Genomic DNA, 20117 nt, shown 5'->3' on the forward strand with positions numbered 1-20117 from the left:
CACGGTTTACGTTTACGTTAAGTTGGGAGTATCAATGGCAGGCGCGGGGCCCAAACGCAATGATAAAGCGCCAGAATGATTGGGGCTGTGTGCACGGAAAGGTCATGCCGTTACGGCATCGTTAGCTATGGGCAGGCTCTGGGTCAGATTTGCGCGAACCTGTGCGGCGATTACCGCGCGTATTGCGGCGTTTTGAAACGCGGTCCGAAACAAGAGCGCGCTTTCCCGAATCAAGCCGGGTGACGTAGGAATACAGCCCGATTTGAAGCCCAACGATCATCAGCATCACTGGCTGATAACCAATCCCCTGGAACGTTGCGCCGACAAGGTAGATCAGGCTCGCAATCTGCAAAGCGGCGGCAAGAGGGGAAATCCACGCCTCATTTTCCTTGGTTTTGCCCTTCCAGCGCCTGTAAGTCTTCTCCATCTGGAGCACGCCAAGGCCGTGGAGCAATAGCCACATGATGAGGCCAGGATAGCCCTGCTCACCCAGTAGCTCGAAGAAAGACGAATGGAACGCACGCGCTTCGTCGGTCACTTCGCGGTACTGCGTTGTGGTGGTGTTCCCGTTCTGCTCCTTTACTGGAATGGTGTAGGTGAAGGAGTTGGAGCGGTAGCTGTCAAAGCCGCCCCCGAGTGGGTTTTGGTTCGCATAATCCAAGGTCCACTTCCACACCTGCATGCGGGTGGAGGCGCTTTCATCGCCGCCGGGCTCTGCAATCGTCGCCATTCGGTCGTAGTAACTTTGAGGCAGAAACGGCAGCGCCATAAGGCCAAGCACCGGAGCCGCTGCAATGAACATGAGCCGCTTTTCGGTGTAGCGCAGCAGAAACACGCCAAGCGCTGCGATACACACTAGGCCTGTGCGCGCCTCAGTCCCGATAGGGATCATGAGGCAGGCAAAGCACAGAGCCACCGCGAACACTGTTACCGTCCAATGCGGCTTTATGATTGTGCCAAACCGGGTGAACCACATGATCACCGGGATAAGGCCAATGGCGACCGTTGCCAGCGTCGAGCTTTCGTAAATGCCGCTGTTGTCTTTGACGAAGAATTTGAGGGAGCCATAGCCGCCCCCACCAAGCACCGTCTTCATCCCGGTTGAGATGACAATCATGCCGACGGCCAGCACCATTGTGAGCGCTAGGGCCTCGATCCGTTGGCGGGTCGTGACGGTAAAGGGCAGGAAGATCGCAAAGACCATGGCCTTCCACACCCAATCCCATTTCGTCCGGGCCTCAGCCGGGAAATCGGCAAATTGCAAAGTGATGAAGCACCAAATGAGCAGTGCAAGGATCAAGCCTTGGCGTAGCGAAAAGCGCGCGCCTTCTTTGCGGTCGAAGAGTATCCACCCCGCAAACGCTGCGCCAAAAGCGATGAAAGACACTTGCACGCTTTGGATAACGCCGTACCCGATAAGCTGCGGGGCGAGGATGTCGATGTAGACGTAAAGCAGCACCCACAAATAGGGCCGCTTTAACCCAAGCGCTAAGACAAAGCCGATAAAGGCGAGGAATATGAGATCAATCACGGCTTGCCCGCGCCTTCATCGGGAACCGAGCGCGTGCGCGGGCCGCTCCGATTGGCTCTAGGCCCTGGCCGTTTGGCCTCGGCTGCTTCCTTTAATTCGGCGATCGCTGGGTCTATGTCCAGGCTGTCACGCATCACCAGCCGCATAAATGCGAGCACAAGCAGGCCATGCCCTAATGCGAGAGCGAAATAGTCGATCATGGCGATGAGCTTTACGGCAAGGCGGTTGACGGCGCGTTAAGCACAATCGGGTAAAACACGCCTCATGACACGGATTTTGCACGTTCTTGACCACTCGCTTCCGCTGCACAGTGGTTATACCTTTCGCACGCGCGCAATTTTGAAAGCGCAGGAGGCGGCGGGGCTTGAGGTGCGAGGCATCACGTCGCAGCGGCACAATAACGAGGCGGAATGGAATGAGAGCCGCGAGACCTTTGATGGTCTCACTTTCCACCGAACAAAGGGCACCCCCAAGGGGCCGGTCGGTGTTTCCGAATTTCGCGAAATGGCAGCGCTTATGGATCTCGATCCTTGAGCTCGCTAAAGAATGGCGCCCTGATGTGATCCAAGCCCATTCGCCCGCGCTTTGCGGCGGCGGCGCCATGCGAGCAGCGCGCAAGCTCGGCGTTCCGTTTGTCTATGAAATCCGGGCCTTTTGGGAGGATGCCGCTGTCGGCAATCTTACCGGAAGGGAGGGATCGCTCAAATACCAGCTCACACGCGGGCTGGAGACGCAGATCGCAACCGGAGCCGATGCTGTATTCACTATTTGCAATGGGCTGCGCGATGATCTGATCGAACGCGGCATTCCCGGCGGCAAAATTGGTGTGATGCCAAATGGCGTGGATCTTACCATGTTCGGCGAGCCTTGCCCGCGTGATGAGAGCCTTGCCAAAGAGCTGGGGCTTGGCCCTGATACGCCGCTTATCGGGTATATCGGCAGCTTCTACGATTACGAAGGCGTTGATGATCTGATCGCAGCAATGCCGATCTTGCGCAGGTCCCATCCTGATGCGCGGCTTCTTCTCGTGGGGGCCGGCAATCTGGACAAGGAATGGCGCGCTGCTGCGGCAGCTCTGCCAGAACCAGAAGCCATTATCTTCACAGGCCGCGTGCCGCATAACGAGGTTGAGCGGTATTATTCGCTGATCGACGTGCTGGCTTACCCGCGCAAACACTCCCGGCTAACCGATCTTGTGACGCCGCTCAAACCGCTAGAGGCGATGGCGCAGCAACGTCTTGTCGCAGCGTCCAATGTCGGCGGCCACCGCGAGCTTATCACCCACGGTGAAACCGGCGTTTTGTTCGAGCCCGATAACCCGGCGGCCTGTGCCGAGGCTTTGAGCGAACTTCTTGAACAGCGCTCTGAATGGGATCGTTACCGCGCAAATGGGCTTGCTCACGTCAAAACCCGGCATGACTGGCATTTGAATGCGCGGCGTTATCTCGATGTTTACCATATCCTTTTAGCGCAATCCTTGAACGAAGGTTCTCCCCCTCGGGAGTCCGCGAACTTGGGTTAAAGGCCTAAGGCGATATGCGAAGCGCCTAACGGTCACATTAGGGCAGTAAGGCGCAATGCAATCAGACAACCACATCGGCAAGATCGTCGAGCAACATGCAGAAGCTGTGGAGAATGGCAAGACGGGCACGCGGTCTCGCAATTCAAAGCTGAGCAAGCTTGCCGGTTTTAGCGCTGTCCCCAATCACCGTGCTTTTGTGCCGATGGTGACGGTTTGGGGCGGCCTTTTGCTTGCGGCGGTTACTGCTGCTCTTCCTGATCATGTAATCGCGCAAGCGTCCGTTCTGACCGGCTTTTATTTGCCGCTACTTTTGACACGCCTGATCCTATCATGCGCGGCGGGAATTGCTGGCGCATTGCTGGGCTATATCGCCGCAAAGGCGCTTTCTAAACGCGCACAGACAAAGGCGGCCGATATGGATTTACAACCCATTGACCCGGCCGCCGACCTTGGCAGCGACAGCTTTGATGAACCGTTGGACGGCGCAGACGAAGAGCGGGAGGGGGGCCATAACCTCTCCGAAACAGCCGAAGATGGCGAGCCTGCCCTAAGTGAATTGGCACAGCGCGGCTACGATATTGAGGCGCCTGAAGAGCTTGGCGAACAAGACGCGCTGCATGCGAAAGACGCGTGGTCGTTTACCCGGAAACGTCCCAAAGAAGCGGTGAACGAACCGGGCGAAAGCGCAACCTGCGAAGCGGCCCCGGCAAATGAGGGCGGCGCACATATTGGCGCGCATTCCCTGGCACCGTCTTGCGGCAACAAACCGAGCACGCTTGGCCCTAAAGAACTTAGCCTTGAAGAACTTGGCCCTAAAGAACTTAGCCTTGAAGAATTCGCCGCCTTGCCAAATCGCAATGCTGTTTGGGTAGACGAGCCCATTTGGGAAGAACCCAAGGTGCCCGCTAGTGAGTATACAGCCGGGCCTCAAACCAACCAACCAAGCGCGGTTCCCGAAGCGGCATCAGAAATGGCTCACGAGAAGGTGGCACCTGATCCGGCAAACACGCCAGCCAGCGCGCTTGAGAAACTGCGCCGCACGCCTCCGGAGGACCTGAGCCTCGTGGAAATGGTGGAGCGGTTCGCCGCTGCACTCCACGATCATCAGAAACAAGAACGAGCGAAAGCAGCCGAAGGTCAGATTGCCCGCGAGATCGCACTTGCCGAAGCGCTAAAAGCCCTATCTCTTTTTACTCAGGCAGGCTTTGATGTAAGCAGTGGGCCAGATAGCGATATGAAAAGAGATTACGATCAAATCGGCGCGACCGAAGGCGAGCTTCGCGGTGCGCTTGATCGTTTGCATCAAGTGCGCGGCGCTGCATAAAGCTCAGACGCTGCACGCGTTTTCGACTGAGACCGAGCGTTTTTTGCAGGGCAACTTGCCTAATGCAATTAAAATTAACTGCTGCACGAAATAAAATTTCACGCTTCGCGGTTGCAATATCGCTATTTCATCTGCCATAGGGATCCAAACGGATAGGCCGCGCGTAACTCGTGGCTATCCGGCAAAATCGCCGCTGCGGCGCGCTTTGGCGCACAACGCCCCAGCAGCGGCATCTGACAGATTGGAACCTCGCCATGGGATACCCAGATTCCCAGGGTCTCTATGACCCGGTAAATGAACATGACGCCTGCGGAGTAGGCATGGTTGCCCATATCAGGGGCGAAAAAAGTCATGCGATCATTGAACAAGCGCTTCAGATTTTGGAGCGGATCGACCACCGGGGCGCGGTCGGCGCTGATCCGCTTTTGGGCGATGGTGCGGGGTTGCTCATGCAGATTCCCGATCCGATTTTCCGCAAATGGGCGGGAGAGCATGATGTAAATCTGCCGCAGCCGGGCGAATATGGCGTCGCCATGTGCTTTATGCCTCAGGATGCGGCTGCGCGTGCCTTCGTCACCGAGCAGTTCGAAAAATTTACGGAAAAAGAGGGGCAGAAGCTCCTCGGCTGGCGTGATGTGCCGGTGACGATGGATGGTCTGGGCAAGGCGGTTATCGATTCGATGCCCGTCATCCAGCAGGCCATCATCGGCAAGGGCGAAAATTGCGAAGACCAGGACGCGTTTGAGCGCAAGCTCCTTGTGATCCGTAAGCAGGTTCAGAACCCTCTGGCTAAATTGCAAGAGAAGCACGGGCTTCCGGGGCTGACCGATCTTTATGTGCCGAGTTTCTCAAGCCGAACCATCGTCTACAAGGGCCTCTTGCTGTGTGAGCAGGTGCGCAGTTTCTACGACGATTTGCGCGATCCTGATTGCATCTCAGCGCTAGGCCTTGTGCATCAACGATTCTCGACCAACACCTTCCCAAGCTGGCGGCTTGCGCATCCGTTCCGCCTGATCGCGCATAATGGTGAGATCAACACCAATCGCGGCAATGTAAACTGGATGAACGCGCGTCGGCGGACGATGGAGAGCGATCTTCTCGGGCCGGATCTCGACAAAATGTGGCCGATCATCCCGCATGGCCAATCGGACACGGCATGCCTCGATAACGCCTTGGAATTGCTGCTCGCAGGCGGATATTCGCTCGCGCACGCAATGATGATGCTCATCCCGGAAGCCTGGGCGAAAAACGAGCAGATGAGCCCCGAGCGCCGCGCGTTTTACGAATATCATGCTGCGCTTATGGAGCCATGGGATGGCCCGGCAGCCGTATGCTTTACAGATGGCCGGCAAATCGGTGCGACGCTGGACCGCAACGGTCTTCGCCCGGCGCGTTTCTGTGTCACCAAGGACGACATCGTCTGCTTGGCGTCTGAAAGCGGCGTTTTGCCATTCGCCGAAGAAGACATCACCCGCAAATGGCGTTTGCAACCGGGCAAAATGCTCCTGATCGACCTTGAAGAAGGGCGCATAGTCGAGGACGAAGAGCTTAAGGCTGATCTTGCCAATGCGGAACCTTATGCCGATTGGCTCGAGCAAGCGCAGTATAAGCTTGCCGAGATCGTGGATATTGAGCCTGAGCTTTCCGAATTGCCAGTGAGCGAAACGACGCTCCTCCAACGACAACAAGCCTTTGGTTACACTCAGGAAGATGTCAGCAAATTCCTCGAGCCGATGGCGACTAAGGCCGACGATCCCATCGGGTCTATGGGCACTGACACGCCGATTGCGGTGCTTTCTAATAAGGCGCGCCTGCTTTATGATTATTTCAAGCAGAACTTTGCGCAGGTGACGAACCCGCCGATCGACCCTATCCGCGAAGAGCTGGTGATGAGCCTTCTCTCCATGATCGGTCCGCGTCCGAACCTGCTTGGCCATGATGCAGGAACGCATAAGCGGCTCGAGGTGGAGCAGCCCATCCTCACCAACGATGACCTTGCGAAAATCCGCTCGGTCGAGGCGGTCCTGGATGGCGCGTTCCGCTGCGAAACCATTGATATGACATGGGACGCCAGCGCCGGGGCCGAGGGCCTGGAGATGGCGATCAAGGAAATGTGTTGGGCCGCGACCGAGGCGGTGCTTCAAGACCAAAACATCCTTGTGATCTCTGACCGCGCGCAAAGCGAAGACCGCATCCCCATGCCAGCGCTTCTGGCGACAGCGGCGGTGCATCACCACCTCGTGCGTCAGGGTCTGCGCATGCAAACCGGGCTCGTCGTCGAAACCGGCGAAGCGCGCGAGGTGCACCATTTCTGCGTTCTCGCAGGCTACGGAGCAGAAGCAATCAACCCGTATGTGGCTTTCGAAACGCTCGAAGACATTCGCGCCAAAAAGCACTCGGGGCTGACGCCAGAAGAGGTCCAGCAAAACTACATCAAGGCGGTCGGCAAAGGCATTCGTAAGGTGATGTCCAAAATGGGCATTTCGACCTACCAGAGCTATTGCGGCGCGCAGATTTTCGATGCGGTTGGCCTCTCATCCGAGTTCATCGCAAAATACTTCACCGGCACTGCGACCACCATCGAAGGCGTTGGCCTTGCTGAGGTTGCCGAGGAAAGCATCCGCCGCCACGCATCTGCTTATGGCGACAATCCGATCTATGCAGGCATGCTCGATGTGGGCGGTATCTACCAATACCGCCTGCGCGGAGAGGAACACGCCTGGACGCCGGAAAACGTCGCGCAATTGCAGCATGCTGTGCGCGGGAATAACCATGCAAATTACGAAGAATTTGCCAAATCGGTCAATGACCAGAACGAGCGGCTGCTGTCCATTCGCGGGCTGATGGAATTCAAGAAGGCCGACAAACCTCTCAGTATTGATGAGGTTGAACCGGCCGCTGAAATCGTGAAGCGCTTCTCTACCGGCGCGATGAGCTTTGGCTCGATCAGCCACGAAGCGCACTCGACGCTTGCGATTGCGATGAACCGCATCGGTGGGCGCTCGAACACCGGCGAAGGCGGCGAAGAGCCGTTCCGTTTCACACCGCTCGAAAATGGCGACACGATGCGCAGCCGCATCAAGCAGGTGGCCTCGGGTCGCTTTGGTGTGACGGCAGAGTACCTTGCCAATTCCGACGATATTCAGATCAAAATGGCGCAGGGCGCAAAGCCGGGTGAAGGCGGACAGCTGCCGGGACACAAAGTCGATAAGCGTATCGGCGCGGTGCGGCACTCGACGCCGGGCGTTGGCCTCATTTCTCCGCCGCCGCACCATGACATTTACTCGATTGAGGATTTGGCACAGCTGATCCACGATCTCAAAAACGTGCAGCCTTCCGCGCGTATTTCGGTCAAGCTTGTGTCCGAAGTCGGCGTTGGGACGGTTGCCGCTGGTGTGTCGAAGTCGAAAGCCGATCACCTCACGATCTCAGGCTATGACGGCGGAACCGGCGCATCGCCGCTGACCTCGCTGACGCACGCAGGCAGCCCATGGGAAATCGGCCTTGCCGAAACGCAGCAAACGCTGCTTCTCAACGACCTGCGCAGCCGCATTGCGGTACAAGTCGATGGCGGGCTTCGCACAGGGCGCGACGTCGCAATCGGCGCGCTCCTTGGCGCCGATGAGTTTGGCTTTGCCACCGCTCCGCTGATCGCGGCGGGCTGCATAATGATGCGCAAATGCCACCTCAACACCTGCCCTGTGGGTGTCGCGACGCAGGACCCCGTGCTGCGCAAGCGCTTCACCGGGCAGCCTGAGCATGTGGTCAACTACATGTTCTTCGTCGCCGAAGAGCTGCGCGCGATCATGGCCGAAATGGGCTTTCGCACGGTCGCCGAAATGGTGGGCCGCGTGGATCGTCTCGACATGACCCGCATGCACCGTCACTGGAAAGCGCAAGGCATCAATCTCGACCGCCTTCTCCACGCGCCAGAGCTCGATGAAGGTGCGAGCCTCGACCACACTGAGACGCAGGACCACGGGCTCGACGCAGCGCTCGACAATCACTTCATCAAGGATGCAAGCGAGGCGATCGCTAATAAGACGCCGGTGGAGCTCAAATACGAGATCCGCAACGTCAACCGCACCGCTGGCACGATGCTCTCTGGCACAATCGCCAAACAGCACGGTCACCAAGGCCTGCCAGTCGATTGCGTCCGCATCAACTTGACCGGGGTTGCGGGACAGAGCTTTGGCGCTTGGCTCGCGCACGGTGTGACGCTTGATCTGGTGGGCGATGCCAATGACTATGTCGGCAAAGGAATCTCAGGCGGGCGCATCATCGTGCGACCACCGGAAAATGCCCCGCGCGCGGCCAATGAGAACATCATCGTCGGCAACACCGTGCTTTACGGCGCGATCTCGGGCGAAGCCTATTTCTCAGGGGTAGGCGGAGAGCGTTTCGCGGTCCGCAATTCGGGCGCCATCGCGGTGGTCGAGGGCACAGGCGATCACACCTGCGAATATATGACTGGCGGCGTGGTGGTGGTGCTGGGCAAAACGGGCCGCAACTTCGCAGCCGGCATGAGCGGCGGTGTCGCATATGTGTACGATGCCGAGGGCAATTTCTCGGATCTCGTTAACCGCGCGCAGGTTGAACTGGAGCCCATTTCAGCCGAAGCAAACGAAGAAGAAGGCGCTAACGATTCTTGGGGCCGCCCAAGCCAGCGCACGCGCTCGGTCAATGATCTGGGCATGGGCGATATGCTGCGCCACGATGCAGAGCGCCTGCGTATTCTGGTAGAGCGTCACCAGCTTCATACTGGCAGTAAGGTCGCATCAGACCTTTTGGCAGATTGGGACAATGCGCTGACCAGATTCGTGAAGGTCATGCCGACCGATTACAAACGAGCCCTTGAAGCCATCGAAGCAGAGCGCCTCGAAGCTGAAAGCGTGGCGGCGGAATAACTGCCCACCCCCAACCCCTCCCGCATGCGGGAGGGGAGCGAGACTTGCCAGCTTGCTGGCTTAGTCGCAGCGGGGTGGGCCCTAGAAGGCAAAAGTAAGATGGGTAAAGACACAGGCTTCCTCGAACTCGACCGCCGCGAGCGGGATTATATCGAGCCGGAAAAACGGCTTGAGAACTACCGCGAATTCGTGGTGCAGCCCGATGATGAGACGCTGAGCTCGCAAGCCTCGCGCTGCATGGATTGCGGGATCCCCTATTGTCACAACGGGTGTCCGGTGAACAATATGATCCCGGACTGGAACCACCTCGTTTACGAGAACGATTGGAAGAATGCATTGGACGTGCTGCATTCGACCAACAATTTCCCGGAGTTTACGGGCCGCATTTGCCCCGCGCCGTGTGAGGCGTCGTGCACACTCAACATCGTCGACCAGCCGGTTACGATCAAATCCATCGAATGCGCGATTGTTGACCGCGGATGGAAAGAAGGCTGGGTCACCCCTCAAGTGCCTGCGAAAAAGACCGGCAAATCGGTTGCGGTTGTCGGCTCAGGCCCTGCCGGTATGGCCGCTGCCCAGCAATTGGCGCGCGCTGGCCACTCGGTGACCCTGTTTGAGAAAAACGACCGTATCGGCGGCCTGCTTCGTTACGGCATTCCAGACTTTAAAATGGAAAAGCACCTCATCAACCGCCGCTGCGTGCAGATGGAAGCGGAGGGTGTCACCTTCAAAACCAGCAAAGAAGTGGGCGTTGATGTCTCCTTCCAATCTTTGCAGGAAAACTATGACGCAGTGGTGCTGTCAGGCGGCGCAGAGAATGCGCGCCAACTGCAAATTCCGGGCGCTGAACTCAACGGCGTTCGCCTCGCGATGGAATTTCTGACCCAGCAAAACAAACGCAATGCAGGCGATGAAGAAAGCCGTGCGGCCCCTCGCGGAACGCTCAAAGCGACCGGCAAACACGTTGTCGTGATCGGAGGCGGTGACACGGGCTCCGACTGTGTTGGCACCTCCAACCGTCAGGGCGCCGCGTCCGTTACCCAGCTCGAGATCATGCCCAAACCTCCTGAAAAGGAAGATAAGGCAATGACGTGGCCAAACTGGCCGCTTAAGCTTCGCACCTCATCCAGCCATGAAGAAGGCGTAGACCGCGATTGGGCCGTCCTCACCAAACGCGTGGTCGGCGACGGCGAAAAAGTCACCGGCCTCGAATGCGCACGGGTTGAATGGGTTAAGGACGATGATGGCCGCCACCAGATGCGCGAAATTGTCGGCAGCGAGTTTACCATTCCAGCCGATCTTATCTTCCTTGCGATGGGCTTTGTGGGACCGATTAAGGCTGGCTTGCTCGACCAAACGGGCGTTGAGCTTTCTGATCGCGGCAATGTGGCAGCGAACGAAGAAAATTACGCAACAAGCGTCGAGAATGTCTTTGCCTGCGGTGATATGCGCCGGGGCCAGAGCCTTGTGGTCTGGGCTATTCGCGAAGGTCGTCAATGCGCGCGCGCCGTTGATGAAGCGCTCATGGGAGTGACTGAACTCCCGCGTTGAACACTGCGAAAAGGTTGTGGTGGCATTATTGACACGGCCCAATGTAAACCGTTCGCGGCCGTTCAGTAATCGTGCTTATCTTCTTGATTTTTACTTCATTAATCGTCCATCTTTGATACCGGAGAGAAGGCGCAGGACCGTGTGCCTCTTGAGAGAGGGTCGAAGAGGTGATGTTACCGCACACAGACGGCGCAAAGTTCGCGCGCCTTTCGATTTTGAGCTCAATCGCTTTGGCGTCAGCGGCCCCCTTTGGGCACAAACCCCTTCTGAAGAGATGGGGCCCGAAGTGGCTGGTCCCGCGATGGAGGGGCCTGAGCTCCGTGAGGTCGCTCTTCAAACATCAACAAAATCGACTGAGGAGGTTGCACCGGCTGCTCCTGCAGGGGCAACAGCGGCTAAGCCTGACCCAATTGATGTCGAATTTGTCGCTTCTCATTTCCTTGATTTGCCCGCCGCAGGCGATGCACCTGAGACGCTTCGCTATGGCGGGCGCATTGATGGTTATATCACCGCAAGGGCAAGCAGTCTTGGCGGGCCATCGAACCTTACTTTAAAGCTTCGTCCTGAATTTCGCTGGGGTGAAGATTCCAACGGCGAAATAGGGCTCGTGCCCAGCAACACCGCACTTTTCAGGCCTGAAGGGCGCGGCAGAGTCGATCTGTCGGCAAGCCTCGAGTACAAATGGGACAATGGTGCCGTTTTGGAAGTGGGCAAGATGAATGTGCTCGACGTGACAGCGCAGACCCCGCTGATTGAGAGCAATGGGCACTTCGGCTTTCAAAATCTCGGGATCGCACTTCCCCCGACAGGGATTGCACCCAATACGATGACAGGGGCCATGCTCACGGTCCCAAAAGGCTCCGCGCTTTACCGGCTTTGGGTGTTTGATGTGGACAGTCAATATGCGCGCAGCGGTCTCGAAGACCCTTTTGAGAACGGCATAGCCTTTCTCGCTGCAGCCACAAAGATCGCAAAGGTCGGCGGAAATCCGGGCTTTTACACATTTGCTCTGGTTGGATCGAACCGGGATGATTTCGCCCGCGATTTGCTGCCAGCCGCGCTCACCCCTCCGCCGCAACCAATCGGTACATTTGGAAATGAAAGCGGCGAACTGGCGGTGCAGCTTTCCGCTTATCAATACGTAAAGCGCTACGCAGAGGCGCCGGGCAAAGGTTGGGGTATCCTGGCACGGTTTCAAGCATCAATGGGCGATCCGACCTTCCTCGATTATTCGGGATATATAGGCATTGCAGGAAACCCCCAATTTCGCCCGCAGGATCGGTTCGGGCTTGCCTATTTCCATTATTCTCTCACCGATGAACTCGTCGAAGATATTGCGTTTCGATTGGGGCTTGAAGATGAGCAAGGCGTCGAGCTGTTCTACACCTACCAATTTGCAGACAGCCACGGCCTGACTTTTGATGTACAGATTGACGACAGCGCAATTTCTGCGCGCCGCACGGGCGTAACCGTTGGTCTCCGGCTCACGAGCGTTTTTTGACCAGGTGAAGCGAAAGACGCGGCCTTGCGCGGCTGCTTTATCCGAAGGCTTTTATGCGAACCACACGGTTTTCGATGGAGGTAAAGCAGGCCGTCTGTATCTTATCTCCAGTGCCTGCTAGTTTGTCGCAATGACGGTCAAACAAAGCGCTGTGTTTGGGGCATTGGCCCTTCTTTTGAGCGGCCATAGCACTGCTGCCTTCTCGCAAGATGCTGCGGAGCAGACAAGCGCGGTATCGCGTGACGAATCCCGCTTTGTTGGTGAGTACGATGGCAGCGGGTTTGAAACCGCGATGGGAATGGCTGTTCGCGCTGATGGGACGTTTCAATGGGGGCTTTCGGTCGGTGGGCTTGATATGCGTGCGCAGGGCACGTGGTATGAGGAAGATGACACGATCATCTTTGTAAGCGATCCAAAGCCTGTAGCGCCCGAGTTCACCTGGTCAGGGACAGAGCAAACGGGGGACGGACCTGCTTTGCGTCTTGTATGGGCGGGCACCGACCAGCCTTTTCAGCACGCCAGCGTTCGTGTGCAATGCGTCAATGGGGAGACTGTGACCGACTATCTTGATGAGGGGACGTGGTCTCCGGGCGAAGAATGCAGCCAGCTCGAAAGGCTGCAATTTCGCATGCAGAGTTACGGAATTATGTCCGAAGTGTTCGAACTCACGGGTGAGCGCGCGTTAGCGGAGGACCGGACGATCCGTTTCGAATTTCATCGCAATGATCTGGGCCTCGCCAATTTTGACAAGGCGATGGGATGGCTCGAAGACGGCACGCTCCGTGTCGAAGGCCCCGGGGGTCAGATGCTATTGCGCAAGATCGGCCCGCCTTTGCAATAAAGGCCTACTGGGTGCGCCCGCGGGCCTGCACTTTTGCGCGGCGCTCTTCCACGTCTTGGGACGCGACCTTCGAATTTGCTGATGATGAGCGAGCAGCCTCAATTTGCATCCCTTCACCAAAGCTGACGGCATATCCATCGTCGATCAAACGCTTATAGCCGCGCACAAATTCCGGATCTATTCCGGCGACATCGCCTGCAAGCTTCAAGGCTTCATCCAGCAGATCTTCGGGTTCGACAACATGATTGACGAGCCCCCAACTGAGGGCGGTCTGCGCATCGAGAAAATTGCCAGTAAATGCGAGCTCTTTGGCGCGGCCTATGCCGATGATGCGCGACAGTTTTTGCGACAGGCCCCATCCAGGCACAATCCCGACGCGCGCATGGGTGTCGGCAAAGCGCGCATTGGTTGCAGCGATCAGAAAATCGCATGCCAGCGCCACTTCGAAGCCGCCCGTTATCGCCACACCGTTAACCGCGCCGATCACAGGCTTGCGGCAAACCTCGATGGCTTTGACGGGGTTGTTGGCGGGGTCCTCATCGTTGGCAGCGCCCAACGCGCCTTCCTCAGAGCCTAGCTCCTTAAGGTCAAGGCCAGCTGTGAAGGCGCGTGTTCCAGCGCCAGTGAGCACCACGGCATTCACAGCCCCATCCGCATCGGCCTTGCGCATAACTTCGTAAAGCCTGCGTCTGAGAGCCTTGTTGATCGCATTCATCGCTTGCGGCCGGTTTAATGTCACCAACGCCACTCCGCCGTTCACCTCATAGAGCACTTCGTCAGACATAATCTTTCCTCTTAAGCTGCGCCTTTAGCTGGACCTGTCAGGCCGCGCATTTGATGCAGGTTGGTGTGGAAGGGTCATGGCGCAGGCGCGCATCGGCAATGTCTTCGCCGCAACCCAGGCAATATCCCCATTCACCCTCGTCAATCCGTTCAAGCGCAGCCTTTATGCGCGCGTGTTCGCTTACCCTGCGAGCCTGCACCGCCTGAGCCATAGCTTGCTGTTGAAGCGCATCCATTCGGCTCAAGCGCCCAACGCTGTCCTGTTGCAGCTCAACGGTATCGCGGGCATCGGCATTGGCGATGTCTTCCTTTGCCAATGCCTTTTCGCGGTCCAGCAGAGCAGCGCGGGCCTCATCTGTTGTCATAGTGCCCAGTCTATACTCTGCTGCCCGTGCGCCTCAAGGAAGGCGTTCGTCTGGCTAAAGGGTTTGGAGCCGAAAAACCCTCTGTGCGCGGACAGCGGGGAGGGGTGGGGGGATTTGAGGATAAGGTGGTGGCTGGCACCGCCCAATCCTTTCACCCGTCCCGCTTTCTTCGCGGCATGGCTGCCCCACAGCACGAAAACGCATGGGGCGCCTGCGTCCACGACCGCTCCAACGCACGCATCCGTGATAGCGTCCCAGCCCCTATGCGCATGGCTTCCGGCTTGCCCTGCTTCCACCGTTAGAGTGTTGTTGAGAAGAAGAACGCCCTGCCTCGCCCACGGGGTAAGGTTGCCCGTTTGCGGGCGGGGTATGCCAAGGTCGCTCTCGAGTTCTTTGAAGATATTGACCAGCGAAGGCGGCTGTTTGACGCCGTCCATCACGGAAAAGCTTAGGCCGTGTGCTTGCCCCGGTCCGTGGTAGGGGTCTTGGCCAAGGATCACCACGCGAACCTCATCCAGCGGCGTCGCGTCCAATGCTGCAAGCCGCATCCCGCGCGGAGGAAAGATGGTCTTGCCGGCTTTCTCCTCGGCCACCAACCACCCGCCAAGCTTGCGTGCCTCGGGCGTTTGGAGCGCGGGCTTGATCGCTTCTTGCCAGCTTTCAGGGATGGGATCGCTTGCCACACGCCGATACTACACAGGTGATGGCGTGAGTGGCGAGACGGGTGCCCGTCAATATCCCCCTCTTTCCCTAGCTGCCAATGTCGCGTATTGGCCCTGCATGACAGTTCACTTTCACGAAGAAGACCTGCCCGACGGCGTGCTTGAAGGCACAAGCGATCTGGCCGTTGATACAGAGACAATGGGCCTCATTACGCACCGCGATAGGCTTTGCGTGGTTCAGATTTCGGATGGATCTGGTGATGAGCATTTGGTGCGGTTTTCGCCGGGAAGTGACTATGAAGCACCGAACCTCAGCCGCATTCTGGCGGATGAAAGCCGGGTCAAGCTTTACCACTTTGGCCGCTTTGATCTGGCAGCTATCCAATTCTATTTGGGCGTCGTTGCGGCTCCCGTTTTCTGCACCAAGATCGGCAGCAAGCTCGTGCGGACTTACACAGATCGCCACGGCCTCAAAAACTTGACCGAGGAATTGCTGAGCGAGAGCATTTCCAAACACCAGCAATCGTCTGATTGGGGCGGGCCGGAGTTGAATGACGCTCAGCGCGATTATGCCGCCTCTGATGTCCGCTTTTTGCACCGGCTGCGTGACGAGCTGGTGGTGCGCTTGGAGCGCGAGGGACGCATGGAAATTGCGCAGGCTTGTTTCGACTTCCTACCCACCCGCGCCGCGCTCGATATCGCTGGGTGGGATGGGCGCGACATATTCAGCCATAATGAAGGTTTCTACCGCTAGGTTGGCTCCGCTATGGTCATCAAACGCCGCATCGAAACCGAGCGCGCCGAAGCGCTACGCAATAAGAGGCAGGATTTCGCAGCTCCTGGCGGCAGCCACGATAAGCTCGTCGGATTCCTTGCGCGTGCTTTGCCGATGGGTGTGGGCGTTCTCGCCGCGTTGATGATCATTACGCCTCTGTCGCCGCGCGGCGAGGTGAGTTTTCTGCTCGACCGCAACCAGGTTTCCGTGATCGAACAGCGCCTTAGCGTCGATAATGCGATGTACCGGGGCCGAGACGACAGCGGGCGGCCGTTTTCCATCACAGCAGGTGAGGCGGTTCAGCGTTCGAGCGCTGAGGGGAAAGTGCGCATGGATGACCTTCTTGCACAGCTCCTCCTGCAAGACGGCCCAGCGCGGCTGTCAGCAGAAGGCGGGGTCTACGATATCAATAGCGAAGTCGTCGATGTTGAGGGCACTATGCGCGTGCGCACCGCAGATGGCTATGCGATCAGCGCCAGCGGCGTCAAATTCGATCTTGAGACGCACACAATGACAGGCTCCAACGGCGTGGAAGGCACTGTGCCGGCCGGTAAGTTTTCTGCCAATTCAATGCGCGGCGATTTGGATGCACGCACTATTTCACTTAATGGGAATGCTCGGTTCACTATGGTGCCCGGCAAATTACAGAGCGGATTGAGGGTGCCGTAATGGAGGGCTTTATGTCTCGTAAACTTGGAAAAATCGCGTTGAGCTGGGCCGCTGGCGGCCTGGTGATGGGTGCAGTGCTGGCGGGCGGGATGACCCTCAATGCTCAAACGCTCGCCTCGCATAACACCCGCGCGCCGGTTTCATTTGACGCTGGCAGCATCGACTTTGACGACCGTGCCAACCGCGTCGTGTTAAGCGGCGGTGTGACGGTCAATCAGGCAGGGCTTAGCGTGCGCTCTAACCGCATGCTGGCCAATTACACCGACGATGGTTCGCTTGATGTGCAGCGCATTACCGCCAATGGCGGCGTGGTTGTGACACGCGGGGGCGAGCGGGCCTCGGGTGATGTTGCGGTTTATGATTTTGGAAAACGCTTAATTACAATGGCGGGCAATGTCTCGCTCAGCCGGGGCGGTGATACACTCAACGGCGGACGCTTGGTGATTGATCTAGCCTCGGGCCTGTCCAGCATAGATGGGCGTGCCGCTGGCGGGGCAAGTGGCGGTGAAACAGGGTCCAAAGGCCGCGTCACCGGCACCTTCAGCGTGCCTCAGGATTAAAAGGCGTTCTCGTGGTTGAGGACCAAGGCGGTCTTGAACACGATCTCAATATCGCGCCGGAGCGACCAGCCTGAGATATACTCAAGGTCTGATTGCAGGCGGTCAGTAAGATCCGTTTCCTTTTCGGTTGCTCCCCTATGCCCGCGAACCTGCGCCAAACCTGTAAGCCCCGGCTTCAGGCAGTGACGGCGCCAATATTGCGCATCCACTTCCCAGAAATATTTGTTGTTGGCCTGACTACCCAGTGCGTGCGGACGCGGGCCGACAATCGACATATCGCCCGCTAGCACATTGATCAGCTGAGGGATCTCGTCGATGCTGGTCTTGCGGATAAACGCACCGATCCGCGTGATGCGGTCATCCTCACGGCCAGTCGAACGCGCGCCCTCGGCATCGTTGTTATCAACATTCATCGAGCGGAACTTGAACATATTGAAGAAGGTGTTGCCGCGCCCCATGCGGCGCTGAACGAAGAAGATGGGGCCGCCATCCTCAAGCTTGATCAGAAGAGCGAGGAGTAGCAGTAGCGGTGACAAAACCAGCAAAGCCCCTCCAGCAATCGCCGTGTCGAACACGCGTTTCGATATGCGCGAGCGCAGCTCCAGTGGACCGTTAGAGACGACCAATGTGGTGCGATCTTGGGTTTCGTAATGGTGCAATCCCAATGCGCCCAGCTCATGCGCAGGCTGGCTCACGATTTCGCCGTGTACACCGGCGGATTTCAGCAAAAACGCCCATTGCGCCCGCCGTTCGGCAGGCGTGCTGACGACCACCTTGTCCTGGTTTTGCAAGAGCTTGCCCAGACGGTCGAACATGAAGGGATCATGGCTTGTCGGATCGAGCGCGTAATCGGAAGCCTCAATGACATCGCCCTGGCCTGCTGCAAAACTGGGGCCGCCGTCGTTGATCACCAGCTCATTGACAGTGCGTCCTGACCAAAAGCGGTCGATGAACATGACCAGCACTCGCCTGAAGATGACAAGGGCAACCGCAGAAAGGATCAAGCCCAGCGTCACCGAAACTCGCGAAAAATCGGCGTTTGATTTGGTGTAAAAAGCAAGGAAGTTGACAAGCGCGGTCGAAACCAAAAGCGCTGTCAGCAAACGCCTCGATGCAAACAGCCAATCACCCAGCGACTTGTCGCCATAGCTCCCATTATAAAACGCTATGGTAAAGAAGACCGGCAAAAGGGTCTGAACCACGAGCATATTGCTCGATATCCACCAGCTTCCAAGATAGATCAAACCCGCAAGCGCAAAGGCAAGATGCAGAAGCGCCGCATCGACAACCATCATCACTGCAAAGGCGCGCAAACGGCGCTTTTCCAATGATGGCGCGATTGGCCTCGCTAATTTCTCCGACTGTGCTGCATCAAGCAGCACGCTGGTCTGTTCATTCATGTCCTAAAATTTGCCCCCAGCAAACGCCCCCAACGTTGCACCCTCAAGGTCTCTTAGCGATTTTTACGTAGGATGGGAATTCTATACGTGGGCGCGAACTCGCACCTGCCGAACAATGCTACCTTTTGGCTGCGAACCTAGCGATTTCGGTAAGGTCCTGAGCGAGCAGCAGCTCCGCGCTTTGACTGTTGGTGAGGAGGGTCTGGTGGAGCGCGGTAAGGCGCGGGATCAAGCGGTCGAGTTTCGCCCGAGGCCAGCGGCTAAGTTGTTGGCGTATCTCGCGTTCTTCTTTCCAGAAAATACCGAGCTGCGCTTTTTCGCCTTTTCCCAGACTGTCAAAATTGCCGCGTGGACCGAGTTTTGCCGTAATTTGCGTCAATTGCGCCGCGCGCCGTTCAAACGCCAGCAAAAGGCCAACCGGATTGAGCCCGAGCTCTTTCATCCGCTTGAGTTCGAACGGTAATTTGCGCAGCTCTCCGCCAATGACCGCGTTGACGACCGGACCAAAACCATCATCCTCGGTAGGAGCGCCAATTTCGGCATAATCTTGGGGGCTAGCGGTCTTGGGATTTTGGGAGGAGGCATCCAAATAGAGCGCCAATTTATCGACTTCGGACTGTGCAAGACGCACATCGAGACCACTTGAGCGTGCGATTCGCTCCGCCATATCACCCCCGAGTCGCAAACCGGCGGCATCTGCCATAGCCCGCACTCCGCCCGCGACGCTACCGATGTCTGGCGGATAAAACATAGTGACGAGCGCATCGGCGCGTTTTTCGAGCAATTTAGCGGTGCGCGATTTGTCGGTGGCAGAGGTCGCGATGACCAGAACGGGCGCTGCGTTCCCAGCGCCTGCATCGCCCGTTTCGATCAGGGCTTTGACGGCATCGTGCGCCTCGTCGCCGCTAACGCGTGCCAAGATGTGCCGCTTGTCTCCAAAAAGTGAGCCTGAGCGCGCCTCGTCTCCGAGAAGAGCAGGATCGCGTTTGAGATCGCTGCCGGAAAGCTCGATACGTTCGCCTGCATCAGGCAAGTTCGCGATGACTTTGGTGGCGGCAGCTGACGCGCCTGCCTCATCGGGTCCGCAAAAGAAGAAGATCGAGGCTTGGCTGGCTGAACGGGGGAGTCCGCGTACAAATTCGCCGTGTTTGGCTTTCATTCGGAAGTGACGCGTTCGCGCTCCCGCAGGGTTAGGGCAACCCGGGTGACCATCCGGCTTGCGACCTCTTGAGCGAGGTTTTCGAGCGCGCGTTGCTCGGCGGCGATGGTGGCGTATTCGCTCGAGACCACGTCGATCCCTGCGTCTGAACCGGCGGTCGCATCGAGCAGGATTTCGCCGGTCGTCAGGTCCACCAATTGATAGCGCGAGCGCAAAATGCGCAGCTCGCGGCTGATCGTGTCATCGTTGAGCACGCCCAAAGCCTCAAGCGCGTCATCCAGCCGCACATCGAGCCGGTAGCGATAGCCTCCCTGATCGCCTGCTGCGCCGAGGCGCTCTTGCAATGCGTTGCGCACCAGCCACCCATCGCGGCCCGGAATGGCAGGGACGTCGACCGCCGCAAGGCCCTGTGCAACAGAACTCGATGCGCCGCTTGAGTAAAGCGGTTGAAGCCCGCAGGCGGAGAGGAGGAGCGCGAGCGGAAGCAGGAGTGCCTTTGCCCCCTGTCCCCCAAATCCGTCATGCTGAACTCGTTTCAGCATAACCCTCTCCTTCATGCGCTGCGTT

General features: G+C 57.8%; 16 protein-coding genes and 1 pseudogene. 9 read left to right on the forward strand and 8 right to left on the reverse strand.

Going from position 1 to position 20117, the window contains the following annotated elements:
• Window positions 1–121: 121 nt before the first annotated feature.
• Window positions 122–1531, reverse strand: coding sequence for a DUF5935 domain-containing protein (locus AC0V60_RS14200; RefSeq protein ID WP_486179084.1), 1410 nt, complete (start codon window positions 1529–1531; stop codon window positions 122–124).
• Complete coding sequence (locus AC0V60_RS14205; RefSeq protein WP_486179085.1) at window positions 1528–1731, reverse strand: hypothetical protein; 204 nt, start codon at window positions 1729–1731, stop codon at window positions 1528–1530. Before AC0V60_RS14205 ends, AC0V60_RS14200 begins: the two co-directional genes overlap by 4 nt.
• A 64-nt stretch (window positions 1732–1795) precedes the next feature.
• Between AC0V60_RS14205 and AC0V60_RS14210 the strand changes: the two are divergent.
• The 6 genes and pseudogenes from AC0V60_RS14210 to AC0V60_RS14235 all read left to right on the forward strand — a co-directional run bounded on the left by AC0V60_RS14210 (window position 1796) and on the right by AC0V60_RS14235 (window position 13177).
• Window positions 1796–3053, forward strand: a pseudogene (locus AC0V60_RS14210) (TIGR04063 family PEP-CTERM/XrtA system glycosyltransferase).
• A 55-nt stretch (window positions 3054–3108) separates the two neighbouring features.
• The gene (locus AC0V60_RS14215; RefSeq protein WP_486179086.1) at window positions 3109–4377 is read left to right on the forward strand and encodes a hypothetical protein; all 1269 of its coding nucleotides are present in this window, start codon (window positions 3109–3111) and stop codon (window positions 4375–4377) included.
• 254 nt (window positions 4378–4631) lie between these two features.
• A complete protein-coding gene (gltB, locus tag AC0V60_RS14220) occupies window positions 4632–9284 on the forward strand; it encodes a glutamate synthase large subunit (RefSeq protein WP_486179087.1) in 4653 nt (1550 codons plus the stop codon).
• A gap of 99 nt (window positions 9285–9383) precedes the next feature.
• Window positions 9384–10835 carry a glutamate synthase subunit beta gene (locus tag AC0V60_RS14225; RefSeq protein WP_486179088.1) on the forward strand — a complete coding sequence of 484 codons (1452 nt, stop codon included), beginning with the start codon at window positions 9384–9386 and terminating at the stop codon, window positions 10833–10835.
• A 139-nt stretch (window positions 10836–10974) separates the two neighbouring features.
• Window positions 10975–12336, forward strand: coding sequence for a carbohydrate porin (locus tag AC0V60_RS14230; protein ID WP_486179089.1), 1362 nt, complete (start codon window positions 10975–10977; stop codon window positions 12334–12336).
• Between the two features lie 130 nt (window positions 12337–12466).
• Window positions 12467–13177: a hypothetical protein gene (locus AC0V60_RS14235; protein ID WP_486179090.1), complete on the forward strand. Its 711-nt coding sequence runs from the start codon at window positions 12467–12469 to the stop codon at window positions 13175–13177.
• A 4-nt stretch (window positions 13178–13181) separates the two neighbouring features.
• On the opposite strand, the gene AC0V60_RS14240 is transcribed toward AC0V60_RS14235, so the two are convergent.
• Genes AC0V60_RS14240 through ung form a run of 3 tightly spaced genes read right to left on the reverse strand, consistent with a single transcriptional unit; the run spans window position 13182 to window position 15008 of the window.
• Window positions 13182–13961, reverse strand: coding sequence for an enoyl-CoA hydratase (locus AC0V60_RS14240; protein ID WP_486179091.1), 780 nt, complete (start codon window positions 13959–13961; stop codon window positions 13182–13184).
• 37 nt (window positions 13962–13998) lie between these two features.
• Window positions 13999–14325, reverse strand: a complete 327-nt coding sequence (locus AC0V60_RS14245) for a TraR/DksA family transcriptional regulator (RefSeq protein ID WP_486179092.1) — start codon at window positions 14323–14325, stop codon at window positions 13999–14001.
• The gene (ung, locus tag AC0V60_RS14250; RefSeq protein WP_486179093.1) at window positions 14322–15008 is read right to left on the reverse strand and encodes a uracil-DNA glycosylase; all 687 of its coding nucleotides are present in this window, start codon (window positions 15006–15008) and stop codon (window positions 14322–14324) included. Before ung ends, AC0V60_RS14245 begins: the two co-directional genes overlap by 4 nt.
• Before the next feature lie 97 nt (window positions 15009–15105).
• Here ung and AC0V60_RS14255 point away from each other — a divergent pair, with 97 nt between their 5' ends.
• Genes AC0V60_RS14255 through AC0V60_RS14265 form a run of 3 tightly spaced genes read left to right on the forward strand, consistent with a single transcriptional unit; the run spans window position 15106 to window position 16991 of the window.
• Window positions 15106–15741 (forward strand): ribonuclease D, encoded by a 636-nt coding sequence (locus AC0V60_RS14255; RefSeq protein WP_486179094.1) that lies wholly within the window; start codon window positions 15106–15108, stop codon window positions 15739–15741.
• Window positions 15742–15753: 12 nt separating this feature from the next.
• Window positions 15754–16431: an LPS export ABC transporter periplasmic protein LptC gene (lptC, locus tag AC0V60_RS14260; RefSeq protein ID WP_486179095.1), complete on the forward strand. Its 678-nt coding sequence runs from the start codon at window positions 15754–15756 to the stop codon at window positions 16429–16431.
• A gap of 11 nt (window positions 16432–16442) precedes the next feature.
• The gene (locus tag AC0V60_RS14265) at window positions 16443–16991 is read left to right on the forward strand and encodes an LptA/OstA family protein (protein WP_486179096.1); all 549 of its coding nucleotides are present in this window, start codon (window positions 16443–16445) and stop codon (window positions 16989–16991) included.
• Here the strand turns inward: AC0V60_RS14265 and AC0V60_RS14270 are convergent.
• The 3 genes from AC0V60_RS14270 to lptE all read right to left on the reverse strand — a co-directional run bounded on the left by AC0V60_RS14270 (window position 16988) and on the right by lptE (window position 20092).
• Complete coding sequence (locus tag AC0V60_RS14270; RefSeq protein ID WP_486179097.1) at window positions 16988–18391, reverse strand: exopolysaccharide biosynthesis polyprenyl glycosylphosphotransferase; 1404 nt, start codon at window positions 18389–18391, stop codon at window positions 16988–16990. The genes AC0V60_RS14265 and AC0V60_RS14270 overlap by 4 nt on opposite strands.
• Before the next feature lie 118 nt (window positions 18392–18509).
• Window positions 18510–19550 (reverse strand): DNA polymerase III subunit delta, encoded by a 1041-nt coding sequence (holA, locus tag AC0V60_RS14275; RefSeq protein WP_486179098.1) that lies wholly within the window; start codon window positions 19548–19550, stop codon window positions 18510–18512.
• Window positions 19547–20092, reverse strand: a complete 546-nt coding sequence (lptE, locus tag AC0V60_RS14280) for an LPS assembly lipoprotein LptE (protein WP_486179099.1) — start codon at window positions 20090–20092, stop codon at window positions 19547–19549. Before lptE ends, holA begins: the two co-directional genes overlap by 4 nt.
• Window positions 20093–20117: the final 25 nt, after the last annotated feature.

The organism is Erythrobacter sp. S259 (assembly GCF_057364965.1).